Source organism: Embleya sp. NBC_00888 (genome assembly GCF_045207655.1).
GTDB lineage: Bacteria > Actinomycetota > Actinomycetes > Streptomycetales > Streptomycetaceae > Embleya.
In genome coordinates, this window is record NZ_CP108784.1 from 2,937,448 (window position 1) to 2,956,387 (window position 18,940).

Genomic DNA, 18,940 nt, shown 5'->3' on the forward strand with positions numbered 1-18,940 from the left:
AGTACGGCGCGCGGTATGTCAGTCGTTGGTCGGGAAGCCCAGATTGATGCCGCCGTGGCTGGGGTCGAGCCAGCGCTGGGTGACGACCTTGCCGCGGGTGAAGAACTGCACGCCGTCGGCGCCGTACGCGTGCAGGTCGCCGAACAGCGAGTTCTTCCAGCCGCCGAACGAGTAGTAGGCGACCGGGACGGGGATCGGCACGTTGATGCCGATCATGCCGACCTCGACCTCGTTCTGGAACCGGCGGGCCGCGCCACCGTCGTTGGTGAAGATCGCGGTGCCGTTGCCGTACGGGTTGGCGTTGATCAGCGCCAGGCCCTCGTCGTAGGACTCGACCCGGACCACCGACAACACCGGGCCGAAGATCTCGTCGGTGTAGATCGACATCCCGGGCGTGACGTTGTCGAACAGGGTCGGGCCGACCCAGTAGCCCTCCGCGGTGTCGGCACCGTTGATCGGGTGGTCGCGGCCGTCCACCACCAGCGTCGCGCCCTGGTCCTCGCCGGCCCGGACGTACGACAGCACCTTGTCCGCGTGCTGCCGGGTGACCAGTGGGCCCATCTCGGACTGGGCGTCGTTGCCGGCGCCGACCCGGAGCTTGGTCATCCGCTCCTTGATCCGGGCGATCAGCTCGTCGGCGATCGGCTCGACCGCGACCAGGGCGGAGATCGCCATGCAGCGCTCGCCGGCCGCACCGAAACCGGCGTTGACCGCGGCGTCGGCGACCAGGTCCAGGTCGGCGTCCGGGAGCACCAGCATGTGGTTCTTGGCGCCGCCGAGCGCCTGCACCCGCTTGCCGTAGCGGGTGCCGTTCTCGTACACGTACTTGGCGATCGGGGTCGAGCCGACGAACGAGACGGACTTGATGTCCGGGTGCTCCAGGATGCGGTCGACCGCGACCTTGTCACCGTGCACGACGTTGAACACGCCCTCGGGCAGCCCGGCCTGCTTCCACAGGTCGGCGAGGAAGTTCGCGGTGGACGGGTCCTTCTCGCTGGGCTTGAGGATCACCGTGTTGCCGGTGGCGATCGCGATCGGGAAGAACCACATCGGGACCATCGCCGGGAAGTTGAACGGCGAGATGATCGCGACCGGGCCGAGCGGCTGGCGGATCGAGTAGACGTCGATGCCGGTCGACGCCTGCTCGGAGTGCCCACCCTTCTGCAGGTGCGGGATGCCGCAGGCGAGTTCCACGACCTCCTGGCCGCGGGCGATCTCGCCGAGCGCGTCCGAGTGCACCTTGCCGTGCTCGGCCACGATGATCGCGGCGAGCTCGTCCTTCTTGGCGTTGAGCAGCTCGCGGAAGTTGAAGAGCACCGAGGAGCGCTTCGCGAGCGAGGCGTTCTTCCAGCCGGCGAAGGCGCGGACGGCGACCGAGACGGCCTCGTCGACCTCGGCCACGGAGGCGTAGTCGACCGTGCCGGTGACCTTGCCGGTGGCGGGGTTGTGGATGTCGCCCCGACGCTCGGAGGTACCGGTCCACTCCGCGTTGGCAATCCAGTGGGTTACGTGGTTCGTCACGGTCCGACCTTCCGGGGATGCGGTTCTGGCGAGGGGCCGCACAAGCCCCGTACGGTTTGCCAGTCTGCTGGCCGGGGGTTGCGGGCTCAAGGTTCACAGTGTCGGCGCTTGGGGCGTTCGCCTTACAGACCGTCTTGGTCGGCGTTGAGGGTGGCCACCCGCCCACCCGTTACGTTTCGGGACGAGGCTGCGGATTCACCACGCGGGGCGGGCGAATCATGGCCCCGCGGCCTCCGCCGGGGCTCGGGAACGACACGCCGGAAGCCGGGTGAGGCGCATGCTCACCCGGCTGCCCGACGGCGCGTCAGCGCCCACGACTCGATCGCGTGAAGTGATCGACGAGCGCGCGAGGAGAGCGGCCGGAGGCCGCCCGCGGCACAGCCGCCCCGCGCGCAGCGCGGTTCCGACCAGTGATCGACGAGCGCGCGAGGAGAGCGGCCGGAGGCCGCCGGCGGCACAGCCGCCCCGCGCGCGGCGCGGTTCTAACTGTCGAAGCCCATGCCCACCTTGTCGAGGGCCTTGAGCCACAGGTTGCGCTTGCCGCCGTTCTTGTCGGCGCGGTCCATCGACCACTTGGTCATCGAGACGCCGGCCCACTTGATCGGCTCCGGCGGGAACGGGAGCGGCTTGGTGCGGACCATCTCGAGTTCGGTGCGCTCGGTCGGGCGGCCGTCGAGCCGGTCCAGCATCACCTCGGCGCCGAAGCGGGTCGCACCCACGCCCAGGCCGGTGTAGCCCAGCGCGTACGCGACCTTGCCCTTGTAGGCGGTGCCGAAGAACGCCGAGAAGCGGCTGCACGTGTCGATCGCACCGCCCCACGTGTGGGTGAAGCGCAGGCCCTCGAGCTGCGGGAACGTCTCGAAGAAGTGCTGGGCGAGCTTCGCGAAGGTCTCCGGCCGCTGGTCCAGGTCCGAGGACAGCTTGGAGCCGTAGTGGTAGATGGCGTCGTAGCCGCCCCACAGGATCCGGTTGTCCGCGCTGAGCCGGTAGTAGTGGAACTGGTTGTTCGTGTCGCCGATGCCCTGCCGGTTGTGCCAGCCGACCGCCGCGAGCTGCTCCTCGGTGAGCGGCTCGGTCATCATCGCGTAGTCGTAGACCGGGACCACGAACGGCCGCAACCGCTTGACCAGCGACGGGAACACGTTGGTGCCCAGCGCCACGTTGCCCGCGAAGATCCGGCCGTACGCGGTCTCGAGCACCATCCCGGAGCCGTGTTCGGCCAGTCCGGTCACCTTGGTGCGCTCGTGGACGCGCACGCCCAGCGACTCGCACGCGGCCTTGAGGCCCCAGGCCAACCGGGCCGGGTCCACCATCGCGCAGCCGGTCTTGTCCCACACGCCCGCGAGGTAGGTCGGCGAGGCGACCTCGGCCCGGACCTCGTCGCGGTCCAGGAAGGTCAGTTCGGTGCCGTACCGCTTCGCGAGTTCGATCTCCTCGCGCAGTTCCTCGACCTGGTGCGGCTGGGTCGCGACGTTGAGCTCGCCGGTGCGCTCGAAGGCGCAGTCGATGCCGTAGCGCTCGACCGCCGCCTGGATCTCGTCCAGGTTGTGCTCGCCCAGCCGCTCGAGCCGGGCCAGTTCGTTCGGCCAGCGGTCCAGGCCGTTGTAGAAGCCGTGGGTCAGGCTCGCGGCGCAGAATCCGCCGTTGCGACCCGAGGCCGCCCAGCCGATCTCGTGTGCCTCGACCAGCATCACGTCGCGCGAGGGATTGCGTTCCTTCGCGATCAGTGCGGTCCACAGGCCCGAATAACCACCGCCGACGACCACGAGATCGCAGTGCTGGTCGCCGACCAGGGCCGCGCGCGGCTCGGGGCGGTCGGGCCGGTCGAGCCAGAAGGGAGTCGGCGCGGCGTCCGCGAGCGAGCGGACGGCCTCGACCGAGGGGGCAGGATCCGACGTGTTCCGGGGACCCATGGGGTTTCACCACTTTCGCGGGGCCCGCCGGGGTCCCCTTGTCGGACCCCGGCGGTTTCACCGCATAGCAACAGATCTGGGATTGATCATCATGCAACGGACGAACTACGCCCGCTGTCCGGCCCGCCGCGACGCGCGGATCTGTCCGACCATCACGATCAGCACCGCGATCACGAACATCGCCGAGCCGATCACGTTGATCTGCGGCGGGGTGCCGCGCTGGGCGGCGCCGTAGACGAACATCGGGAAGGTGACCGTGTTGCCCGAGGTGAAGTTCGTGATCACGAAGTCGTCGAAGCTCAGCGCGAAGGCGAGCATCGCGCCCGCCCCGATGCCGGGCGCCGCGAGCGGCAGGGTCACCCGCAGGAACACCTGGGTGGGTGACGCGTACAGGTCCCGCGCGGCCTCTTCGAGCTTGGGGTCCATGCCCAGCACGCGGGCCTTGACCGCGACCACCACGAAGCTCAGGCAGAACATGATGTGCGCGATCAGGATGGTGACGAAGCCGGTGTTGATCCGCATGTTCAGGAACAGCGTGCCGAGCGAGGCGCCCATCACCACCTCGGGCATCGACATCGGCAGGAACAGCAGCGTGTTGATCGCGCCGCGGGCGCGGAACCGATAGCGGCCGAGCGCGAACGCGATCGCGGTGCCGAGCACGGTGGCCGCGATCGTGGACAACACCGCGATCTTCATGCTGACCGCGACCGAGTCGCAGATGCCCGCGACCCCGCACGGCTCCTTCCACGCGTCGAGCGTGAAGCCGTTCCAGGTGTAGTTGAAGCGCCCGTTCGGATCGTTGAACGAGAACATCAGCACGACGATGTTCGGCAGCGTCATGTAGCCCAGCGCGAGCAGGCCGAACAGCACGATGACATTGCGACGCAACCAGTTGACGACGGCCATCAGACCAGGTCCTCCGTCCCCGCCTTGCGGATGTACGCCGTCACCATGAGCACGATCAGCAACATCAGGATGAACGACAGGGCGGCCGCGGTCGGGTAGTCCAGCACCCGCAGGAACTGGGTCTGGATCACGTTGCCCGCCATGCCGGTGTCGGGCGAGCCGAGCCACTGCGCGTTGACGTAGTCGCCGGACGCCGGGATGAAGGTGAGCAGCGTGCCGGAGACCACGCCCGGCAGCGACAGCGGGAAGGTGACCTTGGCGAAGGTGGTCCTCGGCGACGCGTACAGGTCGCCCGCGGCCTCGTGCAGGCGCGGATCGATCCGCTCCAGGCACGCGTACAGCGGCAGCACCATGAACGGCAGGAAGTTGTAGGTCAAACCGCAGATCACCGCGAGCGGCGTGGCCAACACCCGGTCGTCCTGGGTGAGTCCGAGGAACGCCGTGACGTTGATGAAGTGCAGTTTGTTGAGCACGTCCACGACGATCCCGTTGTCCGCGAGGATCGTCTTCCAGGCCAGCGTGCGGACCAGGAAGCTGGTGAAGAACGGCGCGATCACCAGCACCAGCCACATGCCGCGCCACCGGCCGGCCTTGAACGCGATCGCGTAGGCGAGCGGGTAGCCGATCACCAGGCACATCACGGTCGCCGCGGCCGCGTACCCGAACGAGCGCAGGAACTGCGGGTAGTACTGCTCGATCGCGTCCCAGTAGGTGGCCCAGTGCCAGGTGAGGTCGTAGCCCTTGCTCAGGTTGCCGGTCTGCAACGAGGTCGAGCCCTGCACCACCATCGGGACGGCGAAGAACACCACCAGCCACAGCAGACCGGGGGCGAGCAGCGCGTACGGCACCCATCTGCCGCGCCGTTCGAGTTCCTTGGTCGCCTTGGTGTCCTCCGCACCCCCCGTCGTGCCCGCGCCCAGGGTGCCGAGCGCGCTCACGCGGCGTCCTCGCTCGCCTCGGCGATGCCCGCGGTCAGGTCGCCCGACTCCAGACCGAAGCCGTGCCCCGGGTTCCAGTGCAGGATCACCGTCGCGCCGGGCACCACACGCGGGTCGCGCTCCATGTTCTGCTCGAACACGGTGAACTCCTGGCCCCAAGGCATGCGCACGACGTACTGCGTGGAGACGCCGATGAACGCGGCGTCCACGATCACGCCGCCGTCGAGGCGGTTGCGGCCGTCCGCGATGATGGCGTCCGCCGCGTAGGTGATGGTGATCTTCTCCGGACGGATGCCCATCACCAGCCGGTCGCCGTCGGCGGACGAACGGGCCGCGGGCAGCACCAGCCGGTTGCCCTGCGCGTCCAGCAGCAGATCACCGTCCGCGCGCCCGGTCACCTTGGCCTCGATCAGGTTGGACTGGCCCAGGAAGTTGGCCACGAAGGTGGTGCGCGGCGCCTCGTACAGCTCGACCGGCGAGCCGAGTTGCTCTATTCGACCGCCGTTCATCACGGCGATCGTGTCGGCCATCGTCATGGCCTCTTCCTGGTCGTGCGTCACGTGCACGAAGGTGATGCCCACGTCGGTCTGGATGCGCTTGAGTTCGAGCTGCATCTGCCGACGCAGCTTGAGGTCGAGCGCGCCCAGCGGCTCGTCCAGGAGCAGCACCTGCGGCGTGTTGATCAGCGCCCGGGCCACCGCGACCCGCTGCTGCTGACCGCCGGAGAGCCGGGTGGGCTTGCGCTTGGCCAGGTGCCCGAGCTCGACCAGGTCGAGCATGTCCTTGACCGGACCCGCGGTGTCCTTGATGCCGCGCCGCTTGAGCCCGAAGCCGACGTTGTCGGCCACGCTCAGGTGCGGGAACAGCGCGTAGTTCTGGAACACCGTGTTGACGGGGCGCTTGTACGGCGGCAGCGCCGTGACGTCGCGGTCGCCGATGCTGACGCTGCCCGTCGAGGGCTGCTCCAGTCCGGCGATCATCCGCAGCGTCGTGGTCTTGCCGCACCCCGAGGCGCCGAGGAGGGCGAAGAACGATCCCGCCGGGATCGTCAGGTCCATGGGTCGGACGGCCGTGAAGTCGCCGTAGTGCTTGCTCAGACCCGCCAAGGAGACGTCGCCGGAGTCGCCGGCCCGCTGCTGCTCAGTCATGATTCCTCTCGCCGCATCGCGGGCCGGGGCCCGTCCGCCGGCCACAAGGGCGGTCGAGGGCTCGCGCCCCGACCGCCCGCTCGATGGGGGTGGTTACCGATCTCCGAAGATCGTCCGGTGCCAGTCCTTGCGGGCGATTCCCGTGCCGTCGTACATGACGTGCTTGACCTGGGTGTACTCGTCGAAGGAGTACTGCGACATGTCCTTGCCGAAGCCGGACGCCTTGTAGCCGCCGTGCGGCATGTCGCTGATGATCGGGATGTGGTCGTTGACCCACACGCAGCCGGCCTGGATCTCCCGGGTCGCGCGCAGCGAGCGGAAGATGTCCCGCGTCCACGCGGAGGCGGCGAGGCCGTACGGGGTGTCGTTGGCGAGTCGGATGCCCTCCTCGTCGCTGTCGAACGGCAGCACGACCAGGACCGGGCCGAAGATCTCGTCCTGCACGATCTCGCTGTCCTGGGCCACGTCGGTGACCAGCGTCGGACGATAGAACGCGCCCTTGGCCAACTCGCCACCGGGGATCTCGCCGCCGGTCACGATCGTCGCGCCGTAGCCGCGGGCACGCTCGACGAAGCCGGCCACCGACTCCTGCTGGCGCCGCGAGACGAGCGGGCCGAGGTCGGTCGAGGGGTCCATCGTGTCGCCGAGCCGCACACCCTCGTACAACTCCGCGACGCCCGCGACGAACGCGTCGTAGAGCGGGCGCTGCACGTAGGCGCGGGTCGCGGCGGTGCAGTCCTGGCCCGAGTTGATCAGCGACGCGGCGACCGCGCCGTTGATCGCGGCGTCGAGGTCGGCGTCGTCGAAGACCACGAACGGCGCCTTGCCGCCGAGTTCCAGATGCAGCCGCTTGACGGTCTGCAGCGCGACCTCGCCGACCCGCTTGCCGACGCCGGTGGAACCGGTGAACGAGATCATCGACACGTCCGCGTGGCCCATCAGGTACTCGCCGACGGTCCGGCCCTTGCCGGTGATCACGTTGACCACGCCGTCGGGGATGCCCGCGTCGGAACACGCCCGCGCGAACATCAGCGAGGTCAGCGGGGTGATCTCGGCGGGCTTGAGCACGATGGTGTTGCCCGCGGCGATCGCCGGGAGGATCTTCCAGGCGGCCATCTGGAGCGGGTAGTTCCACGGCGCGATCGAGCCGACCACGCCGATCGCCTCGCGGCGCACCATCGACGTGGAGCCGGTCGAGTACTCGCCGGCCGCCTTGCCCTCCAGGTTGCGCGCCGCGCCCGCGAAGAACGCGGTGTTGTCGATCGTGCCCGGCACGTCGAACTCGGTGCTGAGCCGGATCGGCTTGCCCGCCTGCGCGCTCTCGACGCGGGCGAAGTCCGCGGCACGCTCCTCCAGCAGCACCGACAGCCGGTTCAGCGCGGTCGCCCGCTCGCCCGGGGTGGCCCGCGACCACTGCGGGAAGGCGCCCTTGGCGGCGGCTACCGCCGCGTCCACGTCCGAGGGGTCCGCCAGCGTGAGGGTCTCGACCGTCTCGCCGGTCGCCGGGTTCGTGACGTCGAAGGTCTCTCCGGACGAGCCCTGCCGCAGTTGTCCCCCGACGTACTGATGACCTTTGCCGAAGTCCTGCACAGGCATGGGAGCCCTCCAAGGGGGTTTTCGATGAGCCGACGGGCGCCGCGGGTGGCGGTTATGCGCGTGAGCCGCGTCAGCGTAGGACGATGCCGTTTCGACACGGGGTGCCGCAACAGGCACATCGACAGGTACGAGGACGTGGGCTTTACAGGTCGTGAATCGTCGCGATCGACCCCGGGGTCGAGGGTCGAACCGCTCGACGACCTGTCACCATGGAAGTGTCGCCCGCCGAGCCGTTTACAGATTGCTCGCGGATTCCCGCTTCCTCGGGAACCAACCGCCGTCGCGGTCGGGCCGAAGTCAGCTCGCGGAGGTTTTCGGATGTTCCCCACGGTCGCCGACGTACTGGCCCTCGACATCGTCCGGCGCGGCCGCCCGCAGGTGGTCGCGGGTGAACGCGGCCTGGCTCGGCCGGTGCGCTGGGTGCACATCAGCGAGCTGCCGGATGTGACCCGGCTGCTCAAGGGTGGCGAGCTGGTGATGGCCACCGGCATCGCGCTCCCCGAGGAGCGCGAGGGCCTGCAACGTTACATCCGCGATCTCGCCGAGGTGGACGCGGCCGGTCTCGTGGTCGAGCTGGGCCGGCGCTACACCGACCAGTTGCCGCGCGCGCTGGTCGCCGCGGCCGAGCAGGTCGGCCTCCCGGTGATCACGCTGCGCAACGAGACCCGGTTCATCGGCATCACCGAGGCCGTACACGGGCTGATCATCGACGCCCAGCTCGCCGAGCTCCAGGCGTCCGAGGCGGTGCACCAGGCGTTCAACGAGCTCGCGGTCGAGGGCGCCGAACCCGCCGAGATCGTCCGGCAGGCGTCCCGGATGGCCGGGCGCCCGGTGATCCTGGAGAACCTCGCCCACCAGGTGCTCGCCTACGACGCGCCCGGGGTGGTCGCCGAAACCCTCCTGGAGAACTGGGAGGACCGCTCGCGGCAACTGCGCATGTCCACCCGGACCGCCTTCGACGAACGCACCGGGTGGCTGGTGACCACGGTCGGCGCGCGCGGCCACGACTGGGGCCGGCTGGTGCTGGTCGGCGACGGCACGCCGCCGCCCGCGCAGCAGAGCATGCTGCTGGAGCGGGCCGCCTCCACCCTCGCGCTGAACCGCTTGGTGGTGCGCGACCGGGAGAGCCTGGAGCGGCAGACCCACCGCACGCTGCTGTCCGGCATCCTGACCCACTCCTACACGGTGGCCGAGGTGACCCTGCGGGCCCGTGCGCTCGGTGTGCCGCTGGAGGGACGGCGGCTGGTCGGCGTGGTGCTGCGGCTGCGGCGCAGTGTGACCCCGGCCGCGCTGGAATCGCAGGCGCGGCTGCGCGACTTCACCGAGATCGCCGCCGCGGCGGTCCGCGAGCGCCGGCTGGCGGCGCTGGTCGGCGGCCTGGACGACGACAACGTCGGGCTGCTGGTGGCGCTCGCGTCGCAGGACACCGAGGACGGCGCGCTGGAGGGCTTCTCCGGGGCGATCCGCCGGCTCGCCCCGGATCTCGCGGACGACATCGTGGTCGCGGTCGGCTCCTCGGTGGGCGCGGTGCGCGACGCGCGCCGCTCGCTCCTGGAGGCCACCCAGGTCGCGGACGCCGCGCTGCACCAGGGCGGCAAGGCCGCCTTCTACCGGCTGCCCGACGTACGGCTGCGCGGACTGCTGCACCTGCTGCGCGACGACGCGCGGTTGCAGACCTACGTCGAGCGCGAACTCGGACCGCTGCTCGCCTACGACGCCCAACAGGGCACCCAGTTGATCGCGATGCTCCAAGTCTATCTGGACCACGGCCGGAACAAGTCCGCGGCGGCCGACGCCGCGCACCTGTCCCGGCCCTCCTTCTACGAGCGGCTGCACCGGATCGAACGAATCCTGGGCGTCGACCTGGACCAGGTGGAGAGCTGCCTGTCGCTGCACGTGGCGCTGCTGGGTCTGGAGGCGCTGCGCCGGTGAGCGCGGGGCCGTCGGGAGCGGCGCTCAGGCTCCGGGGCGGGCACCCGCGAGGGTGAAGTCGGTCACCGCGAGCGCGTGCAGCGCCGCGTCGCGCGTCCACAACTGCTCGGTGCTGAAGACGTCGACCTCGATGTAGATGCCATTGACGATCACCGCGGCCAACATCGCGTGCCGGGAAATACCGGACTCGGTCCAGGTGTATTCCCAGACCACACCCTTGGCACCGTGAATGGCGCGTTCCTCGAAGACCACTTTTCGATAGTCGCGAAAAACCTTGGGCGCGTTCTGTTCGTCGTCGCGCCACTGCTCCAACAAATCCGTGGTCTGTTGGAACGCGGTACGCCCGGTCAACACGCTCGCGCCGGCCGGGTCGGAGTAGATCACGCTCTGGTTCTGCTCCTTTCGGTTCCAGCCCTGCGGGACCTGCCATGTGAAGGTGTTCTCGTCCGCCTTGCGCACCGGGATCGGCGCGGTCCCCGGGGGCCCGCCCGGGTACGGGACGCTGTTGGTTAATTTGGGCCCTGCGCGTGACGTCGGCCCTCAAGACCCGGTTGTGGTCTTGGGGGCCGACGTTGTCGTAGGGGGAGGGTGTCGATGTCGATGCAGCCGCGGGAGCCGGGGGAGATTCCGGCGGAGACGGTACGGGTGGCGCGGGCGGCGTTCCCGAAGGGGAGTCTGGCGATCCGGGTCCGGGACGAGTTGGGGCCGTTGTTCCGGGACGAGGGGTTCGCCGATCTGTTCCCGGGGCGGCGGGGCAGGCCGGCGTGGTCGCCGGGACGTCTGGCGCTGGTGCTGGTGTTGCAGTTCGTGGAGGGGTTGACCGATCGTCAGGCCGCGGAGGCGGTGCGGGCACGGATCGACTTCAAGTACGCGCTGGGGTTGGAGTTGGGCGATCCGGGGTTCGACTTCTCGGTGCTGTCCGAGTTCCGCGACCGGCTGGTGGAGGCGGACGCGGGACGGCGGGTGTTGGACGGTGTTCTGGCCGCGGCGCGGGAGAAGGGCCTGTTGGCCGGCGGCGGGAAGGCGCGCACCGATTCCACGCATGTGCTGTCCGCCGCACGCGAGTTGGGTTTTCTGGAGTTGGTGTCCGAGACGCTGCGCGCGGCGTTGAACGCGGTCGCCGAGGCCGACCCGGAGTGGTTGCGCCCGGTCGCCGAGCCGGACTGGTTCCGGCACTACGCGACCCGGGCGGAGGAGTCCCGCTTCCCCAGGGCCCGCACCCGGCGGGACGAGGTGGGGGCGCGGATCGGCCGGGACGGGACGCGGCTGCTCGCACTCGTGCTCGCCGCGGACGCGCCGGGCGGTCTGCGTGCCCTGGAGGAGGTGGAGACGCTGCGGCGGGTGTGGGTGCAGCACTTCCACCGGGTGGACGGGCAGGTGGTGCGCCGCGGCCCAAAAGACCGGCCGCCGGGCGCGAAGCGCCTGGTCACCCCCTATGACACCGACGCGCGTGGCAGCGTCAAACGCGACACGATGTGGGACGGCTACAAGGTCCACCTCACCGAGACCTGCGATCCGGACGCGGTGCACCTGGTCACGAACGTGGCCACCACCGAGTCCACCGTCCCCGACAGCGTGTTGGCCGACCGGGTCCACGCCGGCCTCGCCGAGCGGGACCTGCTGCCCGACGAGCACTGGGTCGACGCCGGCTACCCCACCGCCGCGCAGATCGTCGCCGCCCGGCGCGACCACGACGTCGCGCTGCTCGGACCGGTCCGAGCCGATACCAACGCCCAGGCGGACGGCCCGTTCCGGCAGGACTCGTTCACCGTCGACTGGGACGACCAGCGAGCCACCTGCCCGAACGGGGCCACCAACACCGAGTGGCACCAGCGCCGTTCGCAGGCCGGACTGCCGGTCGTTCGGATCCGGTTCCCCACCGCCGTCTGCCGGCACTGCCCCGATCTGCGCGCCTGTGTCAACTCGCCGAGCGCCGAGCGCCGCGAGCTCACCCTGCGCCACCGCGACGAACACGAGGTTCTGCGCACCGCCCGCGCCGAACAGCAGACCGACGCGTGGAAGGACCGCTACAAGATCCGCGCCGGCGTCGAGGGCACCATTTCCCAGGGCGCCGCACGCTGCGGCCTGCGCAGATCCCGCTACCGGGGCCTCGCCAAGACAAGCCTCCAACACCAACTCACCGGCGCCGCGATCAACCTCGCCCGCATCGACGCCCACCTCACCCACACACCGCGAGCCCGGACCCGGACCAGCCACTTCGCACGGCTTCGCCCCGCCGAGCCGAAGCTCGACGGGGCGAATTAACCAACAGCGTCGGGTACGGCGCCGGGCCCGCGACCGGGTTCGTCGAGGGCCGGCCGCTCGTCCCGGAGGTGGTCGACGGGCCCGCGCTGCCGCTCGCGCCGCCCTTGTTCGCCCCGCCACCGCCGTCGGCGAGCAGCAGCGCCGCGACGATGGCGCCGGCCACGAGGAGCGTGACGACGGGCATCAGCACGGCCAGGAAGCGGCGGCGCGAGCGCGGTGGTCGGCGGGTGCGGCCCGGCAGCGGGAAGGTCGGCGAGTGGGCTCCGCCGGGCGGCGTGCTCGGCCGCTGCCCCGGCGGCGGCGCGGCGGGCACACGCGGGAACGGGTCGAGCGGGGTGCCGTCGTCGGGAGCGATCCGGGCGGGCGGGACCAGGTCGCGCAGCGGCGGTTGCGGATGCGTGGTCGGCACCAGCGTCGCGTCGTCGTCCGCCTCGACCGGGGCGCGCTCGTTCGCGCCGTACTCGACCGGCCCCCGCTCGACCGGCCCGCGATCGAGCGCCCGCCCGAGTGCGGTCGGCGGGATCGGCCGGGTCGACTCGCCCGCGTGCCGGCGCCCCTCGGCGGCGAGCAGCGCGCTCAGCCTGGCCTCCACCTCCGCCGAGTCCGGGCGCTGGGCCGGGTCGCGCCGGAACAGGTCGCGCACGAGCGGTCCCAGCGGACCGATCTCCTCGGGCACCTCGGGCTCGGCGATCACGATCGCGTGCATCGTGGCCACCGGCGTGGAGCGCCGGAACGGCGACGCGCCGGTGACCGCCGCGCACAGCGTGACGCCCAGCGACCACAAATCGGAGGCGGGTCCGGGGTGTTCGCTCTCGATCCGCTCGGGCGCCATGAACTCGGGCGAGCCCAGGATCGCCCCGGTCCCGGTCAGCCCGCTGACCCCCTCCAGCGCGGCGATGCCGAAGTCGGTCAGCACGGCGTGGCCGTCCCGCTCGAGCAGCACGTTGCCCGGCTTGACGTCGCGGTGGATGACGCCGTGCGCGTGCACGACGCCGAGCGCGCGGGCGATCTGCACGGCCATCGCCGCGGCGGCGTGCGGGGTGAGCGGCCCGTCCTCCTCCAGGATCGCGTCCAGCGAGCGGGCGTCGAGCAGTTCCATCACGATCCACAACCGGTCGTCGTCCTCGACGTAGTCGTAGACCCGCACCACGTTGGGGTGATTGATCCGCGCGGTCGCCTGCGCCTCCCGCAGGCTGCGTTCCCGGAAGGACTGGGACGCGCTGCGCCCCCATCCGGTGCTGATCACCTTCGCCGCCACCGGTCGGTCGAGCAGGCGGTCCCGGGCCCGCCACACGGTGCCCATGCCGCCGCTGCCGAGCACGCTCACCAGCTCGTATCGGGCTCCGACCACGAAGCCCGCCCAACCGTCTCCAGGCCCGCCCGGCATCGGCTTTCCCCCAGGTCCCGCCGCTTCTCAAGATCAGACCATTGCCACTTTCGTCGGATTACCTCGAAAAGGCCCTGCGAAAGCTTAGGACGGACATGGTAGAACGAATCGTCACACATAGCGGGAGGGGGATACCGCATGTTCACTCCGAAAAAACTTCGATCAGAAAACGTCAAGCGCGCGGCGCTGATAATTTCTGTTCCGGTCGGAATAGGAATGATTCTGAACGCCGGCCTGGCCGTCGCGGATACCGAGGGGAACGGTCCCGTCCATCGGTACGGCGGTGGGCACACCCACACGCAGGGCCCGACGGGCGAGGTCACCACGAAGCCGCCCTCGACCACGCGACCACCGGTCACCTCCAAGCCGCCCACCTCGCAACGGCCGAGCAGCACGCCGCCGCCCACGACGAACAAGCCCACGACCACCAGGCCGTCGACCACCAAGCCCTCGACCACCACACCGGGGACGACGCCACCGCCGACCACACCGCGGCCGAGCACCACCCCGCCCACCACCGCGCCGTCCGGCTCCGCGTCGCCGACCGTGCCGCCCACGGCCGAGCCGTTCGCGGTGACCACGTCCACCCAGATCACCTTCGACGCCAACGGCCGGGGCTCGATCGCGTTCACCGTCACCAACGCCACCGACCGGGCCCAGCCCGCCCGCGACGTGTACGCGCGCACCACCGGCGCACTCCGGATCCTCTCGGTGTCCGGATGTTCGACCGCTCCCGCGCTCAAGTCCCCGGGACCGGCCTGGACCACCACGTTCAAGTGCGCACCGGGCGCGCTCGGGCCGCACGAGACCAGGCGGTGGTCGGCGGCCGTCGAATACCTGCCGGCCGTGCAACAACCGCGCGCGGCGCGCGCCGAGGTGCGACTCCCGCTCGCGCCGGAGGCGGACATCTCCACGTTCTGCGTGCTCGTGGTGCCCGAGGGCGCGACGGACACGTCCGTGGTGCTGGGCCGGGCCGGACCGTTGACCCTGGTCAACCGGGCCAACAACAACGACCCGTCGTTCATCGGGTACACGGTGAACACGGCGGATCCGGGCGTACCCGGCACCACCACCAGCGGCACCACCACCGGCGGCGGCACGACGGGCGGCGGCACCACCGGTGGCGGCACCACCGGTGGTGCGAGCACGGGCGGAAGCACCGGCGGCACCGAAGCGCCCCCGCCGCCGAGCACCCTGCCCAAGACCGGCCCCGGCGACGACACCGTGTCACTGGCCGGCGGCGCGCTCGGCCTGATGCTGGTGGGCAACGCGCTGTTCCAGGGCGCGCGCCTGCGCCGGGTCCGTTCCGCCGAGGGCGAGGACGAGGCGGACCGGGACTGATCGCACCCGACCACACCCGGCACGCCCGCCCCGGACCGTGCGCTCGGCCGAGCGTGAACCCGGCCGAGCGGGCGCGCGGTGAACCGGACGGCCCCGACCCCGTGTACGACGGGCCGGGGCCGCCCGACGTCAGTGCCCGGTCAGCGCCAGCACCCGTCGCGCGGCGGGCCGCTCCAGCAGATCGGCGAACGTGGTCCGCCCCTGCACCACCTTGCGGAACACCCGCCAACCCTGCGGCAGCGTGGTCACCGCGTGGTGCAACATCCCGGGATGCCGCTCGAAGACGCCGAGCAGGAGCCGTCCGGCGCGCATCTCGCGGCCCAGCACGGCGTCGATGTCCGCGTGGTAGTCGGCACCGACCCTGTCCACCTCGGCGTCGCCGTCCACCGCGGCCATCAGCGCGGCCCGCTCCCCCGCCAGCCGGCCGGAGCGCAGCGCGTACGAGATGCCCTCGCGCGTCCACGGTTCCAGCAGCCCGGCGGCGTCCCCGGCGACCAGCACCCGCCCGCGCGAAAGCGGCGCGCTCTCCGTGCGGCAGCGGGTCAGGTGGCCCGACTCGACGGCGGGCCGGAACCCGGCCAGGCCGAGCCGGCCGACGAAGTCGCGCAGGTAGGCGCGGGTGGCCTCACCCTCGCCCCGGGCGCAGATCACGCCCACGGTCAACGTGTCCCCCTTGGGGAAGACCCACCCGTACGAGCCCGGCAGCGGGCCCCAGTCGAGCAGGATCCGGCCGCGCCAGTGCGCGGCTACCTCCGGCGGCACCGGGATCTCCGCCTCCAGGCCCAGATCGACCTGCTCGAAGGTGACCCCGACGTAGGCCGAGCTGCGCCCGGCGCTGCCGTCCGCACCGACCACCGCGTGCGCGCGCAGCACCTCGCCGCCGGCCAGGGTCAGCGTCACCCGGCCGTCCCGCTCGGCGATCCGGGAGACCGCGACGCCCTCGCGCAGGACCGCGCCCTCGGCCACCGCCGCGCGGGTCAGCGCCTCGTCGAAGCGGGCCCGGTCGACCAGGCCGATCAGCGTGGTCCGGGCCGAGCGCACCCGCCGGCGGCGCCCGCGCAGGGTGAACTCGATCTCGTGCACCAGGTCCTCGACCGGCGGCTCGAACCCGGGCGGGAGGGAGTTCTTGGAGGGGCCGATGATGCCGCCGCCGCAGGTCTTGTAGCGCGGCAGTTCGGCCCGGTCCAGGATCAGCGTCCGTCGGCCCGCGCGGGCCGCGGCCAGCGCCGCCGACGCCCCGGCGGGACCCGCTCCGATCACCACGACATCCCAGCTCACAGGCTCGGCACCGGGGTCGGTGCTGGGGTCGGCGGGCAGTTCGACGGCGGGCACGGAGACGGCCTCGGGGGAGCTGCTAGTCATGGATATCGACCCTAGTGCGTCCGTCCGGGCGGCTCTCGACGGGAGGTCTGCCGGCGGTCTGCGCGTCTGCCCGGATCACCCTCGAACGCGAACTATGCTCCGCCGGTGTCCCACGACAGCGCGCCCTTCCTGATCGTTTTGACGCTGGCCTTCGTCGCGCCGCTGACGGCGGACCTGCTCGGCCGGTGGATCCCGGTGCCCACGGTCGTGCTGGAACTGCTGTTCGGAGTCGTGGTGGGGCCGTCGGTGCTGGACTGGGTGCAGGAGACGACCGTGTTGACCTTCACGGCCAACTTCGGGCTCGCGTTCCTGATGTTCTTGGCCGGTTTCGAGATCGATCCGGCCCGGCTCAGCGGCCGACCGCTGCGGCGGGCCACGTGGGGCTGGGCGCTGTCCCTGGTGGTCGGCCTGCTGCTCGGCCTGCTGCTGGTGCGGTCGGACTCGGCCACCACGAGCCTGGTGATCGGACTCGCGCTGACCACCACCGCGCTGGGCACGCTGCTGCCGATCCTGCGCGACGCGGGCGCGCTGCCCACCCGGTTCGGCGCGCAGGTGATGGCGATCGGCACACTCGGCGAGTTCGGCCCGATCGTGGCCGTCTCGCTGCTCCTGAGCGGGCGCAGCGCGGGTGCCTCGGCGGTCGCCCTGGTGTGCTTCGCGGCGTTGACGGTGGTCGCGTTCGCGTTCGCGCGCCGTCCGCTGCCCGGCCCGCTGGACCGGGTGGTCCGGGCGACGCTGCACTCCAGCGGCCAACTCGCCATCCGGCTGTCGGTGCTCGTGCTCGCGCTGTTGGTCTGGGCCGCGGACGAACTCGGCCTGGACGCCCTGCTCGGCGCGTTCGCGGCCGGTCTGGTCATCCGGCTGCTGCTGTCGGACATGCCCGCGGCATCGCGCGAGACGGTCGCGGGCAAGCTGGACGCGATCGGCTTCGGGATGTTCGTCCCGGTCTTCTTCGTGGTCAGCGGCGTGCGCTTCGAAGGCCGCGCGCTGTTCGCCGACTTCGGCACGATCGCCATGCTGCCGATGTTCCTGGCGCTGCTCCTGGTGGCGCGCGGCCTGCCGACGTACCTGATGGAGCGCGGCTCACCGTCGGCCGTACGCCTGGGGCTGGCCCTGTTCGCCTCGGCCGGCCTGCCGCTGATCGTGGTCATCACCGGCATCGGCGTGGAGGAGGGCCGACTGCGCGCGGGCACCGCCGCCGCGATGGTCGGCGCCGGGATGATCTCCGTGCTGGTGTTCCCGCTGCTCGGGATGCGCGCCTACCGCGGCGCCGTCTCCGCCGACCCGGCCCTCGCCGAGCGCTGACCCCGCGGCCCACCGACCGGACGCCCACCGGCCCGCGGCCCATCGGCCGCCGACCGCCGGGTCACAGGCCGATGATGTTCCCCCACGCCTTCTCCCAGCGCCGTTCCTCGTCCTCGGTGGTCTCCCGCATGCCGTGCAGCTTCGCGGTCATCTCGGCGTCCGGGAAGATCAGCGGGTTGCTCGCCGACTCGCGCATCTCCTGGTCCGAGGACTCGGCCAGCACCTGCTGCGCGGCCGGCACCGGACACACGTACGCCACGTAGTTCGCCAGTTCGGCCGCGACCTCCGGGTCGTAGTAGAAGTCCATCAGCTTCTCGGCGTTGGTCTTGTGCGCGGCCTTGTTCGGCACCATCAGGTTCTCCGACCACAGCTCGGCGCCCTCCTCGGGCACCACGAACTCGATGTCGGGGTTGTCCAGCTTGAGCTGGCCGACGTCGCCGGAGTACGCCTGGCAGGCCAGGATGTCGCCGTTGGCCAGGCCCGAGGTGTAGTCGTTGCCGGTGAAGCTGCGGATGTGGTCCTTGTCGACCAGCTTCTGCATGCGCTCCATCACCTTGTCCACATCCGCGTCGGTGAAGGTCCTGATGTCCGTACCCTCACCCAGCATCAGCAGTGCGACGGCCTCCATGAAGCCCGCGAACACGGTGACCCGGCCCTTGAGTTCGGGCCGCCACAGGTCGTTGACCGAGCGGATCTCGCGGTCCACCAGCTTCTTGTTGTACGCGATGCCGGTCATCCCGCTCTGCCACGGCACGGTGTACTCGCGCTTGGGGTCGTAGCCCGGGCTGCGCAGCGATTCGGCGAGGTGGGCGTCCACCTGCGGCAGGTTGGCCTTGTTCAGCTTCTGCACCCAGCCGAGCCGGACGAAGCGGGTGCACATCCAGTCCGAGATGACGATCGCGTCGCGCCCCGGCTCCTTGCCCGCCTGGATGGCCGGGTGGATCTTGCCGAAGAACTCGTCGTTGTCGTTGATCTCCTCCGAGTAGCGGACCTTGATCCCGGTCTTCTCGGTGAAGGCGTCGAGCGTGGGGTGCTTCTGCTCGTCGTTCTCGTCGATGTCGATGTACAGGGCCCAGTTGGAGAAGCGCACCACCTTCTCCTGCTCCGACCGGTCCCGGCCGGCGCGCTTGCTCTCCTGGACGTACGCGGACGGCACGCCGCACGCGGCCAGGGTGCCGACGGCCGCGGCCGCGCCGGCGCCACGCAGGAACATCCGCCGGTCCACCCGGTGACCGGCGATCCGCAGCGGGGACTGGGCGCGAGTGCGGGCGCGGGTCATCGGCGACTCCTTGGCGAATGCGGGGGTGGGGCCTGCTCCGTGGGCGG

The 18,940-nt window shown here is 71.0% G+C and carries 15 protein-coding genes; 4 read left to right on the forward strand and 11 right to left on the reverse strand.

The window, feature by feature from the left end; genetic code table 11:
* Positions 1-18 precede the first annotated feature (18 nt).
* The 6 genes from OG948_RS11765 to OG948_RS11790 form a co-directional block, all read right to left on the reverse strand.
* Entirely contained in the window at positions 19-1,521 is a 1,503-nt protein-coding gene (locus OG948_RS11765; RefSeq protein WP_406296036.1) for a CoA-acylating methylmalonate-semialdehyde dehydrogenase, read from the reverse strand.
* Between the two features lie 482 nt (positions 1,522-2,003).
* Positions 2,004-3,434, reverse strand: coding sequence for an NAD(P)/FAD-dependent oxidoreductase (locus OG948_RS11770; protein ID WP_395862094.1), 1,431 nt, complete (start codon positions 3,432-3,434; stop codon positions 2,004-2,006).
* A 105-nt stretch (positions 3,435-3,539) separates the two neighbouring features.
* Positions 3,540-4,340 carry an ABC transporter permease gene (locus tag OG948_RS11775; protein ID WP_406296038.1) on the reverse strand — a complete coding sequence of 267 codons (801 nt, stop codon included), beginning with the start codon at positions 4,338-4,340 and terminating at the stop codon, positions 3,540-3,542.
* Positions 4,340-5,260, reverse strand: coding sequence for an ABC transporter permease (locus tag OG948_RS11780; RefSeq protein WP_406300232.1), 921 nt, complete (start codon positions 5,258-5,260; stop codon positions 4,340-4,342). Before OG948_RS11780 ends, OG948_RS11775 begins: the two co-directional genes overlap by 1 nt.
* A 14-nt stretch (positions 5,261-5,274) precedes the next feature.
* A complete protein-coding gene (locus OG948_RS11785; protein ID WP_406296040.1) occupies positions 5,275-6,426 on the reverse strand; it encodes an ABC transporter ATP-binding protein in 1,152 nt (383 codons plus the stop codon).
* Positions 6,427-6,519: 93 nt separating this feature from the next.
* Complete coding sequence (locus OG948_RS11790) at positions 6,520-8,022, reverse strand: gamma-aminobutyraldehyde dehydrogenase (protein WP_406296042.1); 1,503 nt, start codon at positions 8,020-8,022, stop codon at positions 6,520-6,522.
* A 318-nt stretch (positions 8,023-8,340) separates the two neighbouring features.
* On the opposite strand from OG948_RS11790, the gene OG948_RS11795 reads away from it, so the two are divergent.
* The gene (locus OG948_RS11795) at positions 8,341-9,954 is read left to right on the forward strand and encodes a PucR family transcriptional regulator (RefSeq protein WP_406296044.1); all 1,614 of its coding nucleotides are present in this window, start codon (positions 8,341-8,343) and stop codon (positions 9,952-9,954) included.
* 24 nt (positions 9,955-9,978) lie between these two features.
* Here the strand turns inward: OG948_RS11795 and OG948_RS11800 are convergent, their stop codons facing one another.
* On the reverse strand, positions 9,979-10,413 hold the full coding sequence (locus OG948_RS11800; RefSeq protein WP_406296046.1) for a hypothetical protein: 435 nt from the start codon (positions 10,411-10,413) through the stop codon (positions 9,979-9,981).
* 135 nt (positions 10,414-10,548) lie between these two features.
* Here OG948_RS11800 and OG948_RS11805 point away from each other — a divergent pair, with 135 nt between their 5' ends.
* Complete coding sequence (locus OG948_RS11805) at positions 10,549-12,219, forward strand: IS1182 family transposase (RefSeq protein WP_331773102.1); 1,671 nt, start codon at positions 10,549-10,551, stop codon at positions 12,217-12,219.
* Here OG948_RS11805 and OG948_RS11810 read toward each other — a convergent pair.
* Both OG948_RS11810 and OG948_RS11815 read right to left on the reverse strand, forming a co-directional pair.
* Complete coding sequence (locus tag OG948_RS11810; RefSeq protein WP_406296047.1) at positions 12,134-13,606, reverse strand: protein kinase domain-containing protein; 1,473 nt, start codon at positions 13,604-13,606, stop codon at positions 12,134-12,136. The two genes, OG948_RS11805 and OG948_RS11810, sit on opposite strands and share 86 nt — an antisense overlap.
* Positions 13,543-14,193: a hypothetical protein gene (locus tag OG948_RS11815; protein WP_406296049.1), complete on the reverse strand. Its 651-nt coding sequence runs from the start codon at positions 14,191-14,193 to the stop codon at positions 13,543-13,545. The genes OG948_RS11810 and OG948_RS11815 overlap by 64 nt, the downstream gene beginning before the upstream one ends.
* Between OG948_RS11815 and OG948_RS11820 the strand changes: the two genes are divergently transcribed.
* Positions 14,180-14,947, forward strand: coding sequence for a hypothetical protein (locus OG948_RS11820; protein WP_406296050.1), 768 nt, complete (start codon positions 14,180-14,182; stop codon positions 14,945-14,947). The genes OG948_RS11815 and OG948_RS11820 overlap by 14 nt on opposite strands.
* Positions 14,948-15,076: 129 nt before the next feature.
* Here OG948_RS11820 and OG948_RS11825 read toward each other — a convergent pair whose 3' ends face one another.
* The gene (locus OG948_RS11825) at positions 15,077-16,309 is read right to left on the reverse strand and encodes a geranylgeranyl reductase family protein (RefSeq protein ID WP_406296052.1); all 1,233 of its coding nucleotides are present in this window, start codon (positions 16,307-16,309) and stop codon (positions 15,077-15,079) included.
* Positions 16,310-16,414: 105 nt separating this feature from the next.
* Between OG948_RS11825 and OG948_RS11830 the strand changes: the two genes are divergently transcribed.
* Positions 16,415-17,614: a cation:proton antiporter gene (locus OG948_RS11830; protein WP_406296053.1), complete on the forward strand. Its 1,200-nt coding sequence runs from the start codon at positions 16,415-16,417 to the stop codon at positions 17,612-17,614.
* A gap of 61 nt (positions 17,615-17,675) precedes the next feature.
* On the opposite strand, the gene OG948_RS11835 is transcribed toward OG948_RS11830, so the two are convergent.
* Entirely contained in the window at positions 17,676-18,893 is a 1,218-nt protein-coding gene (locus OG948_RS11835; RefSeq protein WP_406296055.1) for a spermidine/putrescine ABC transporter substrate-binding protein, read from the reverse strand.
* Between the last annotated feature and the right edge of the window lie 47 nt (positions 18,894-18,940).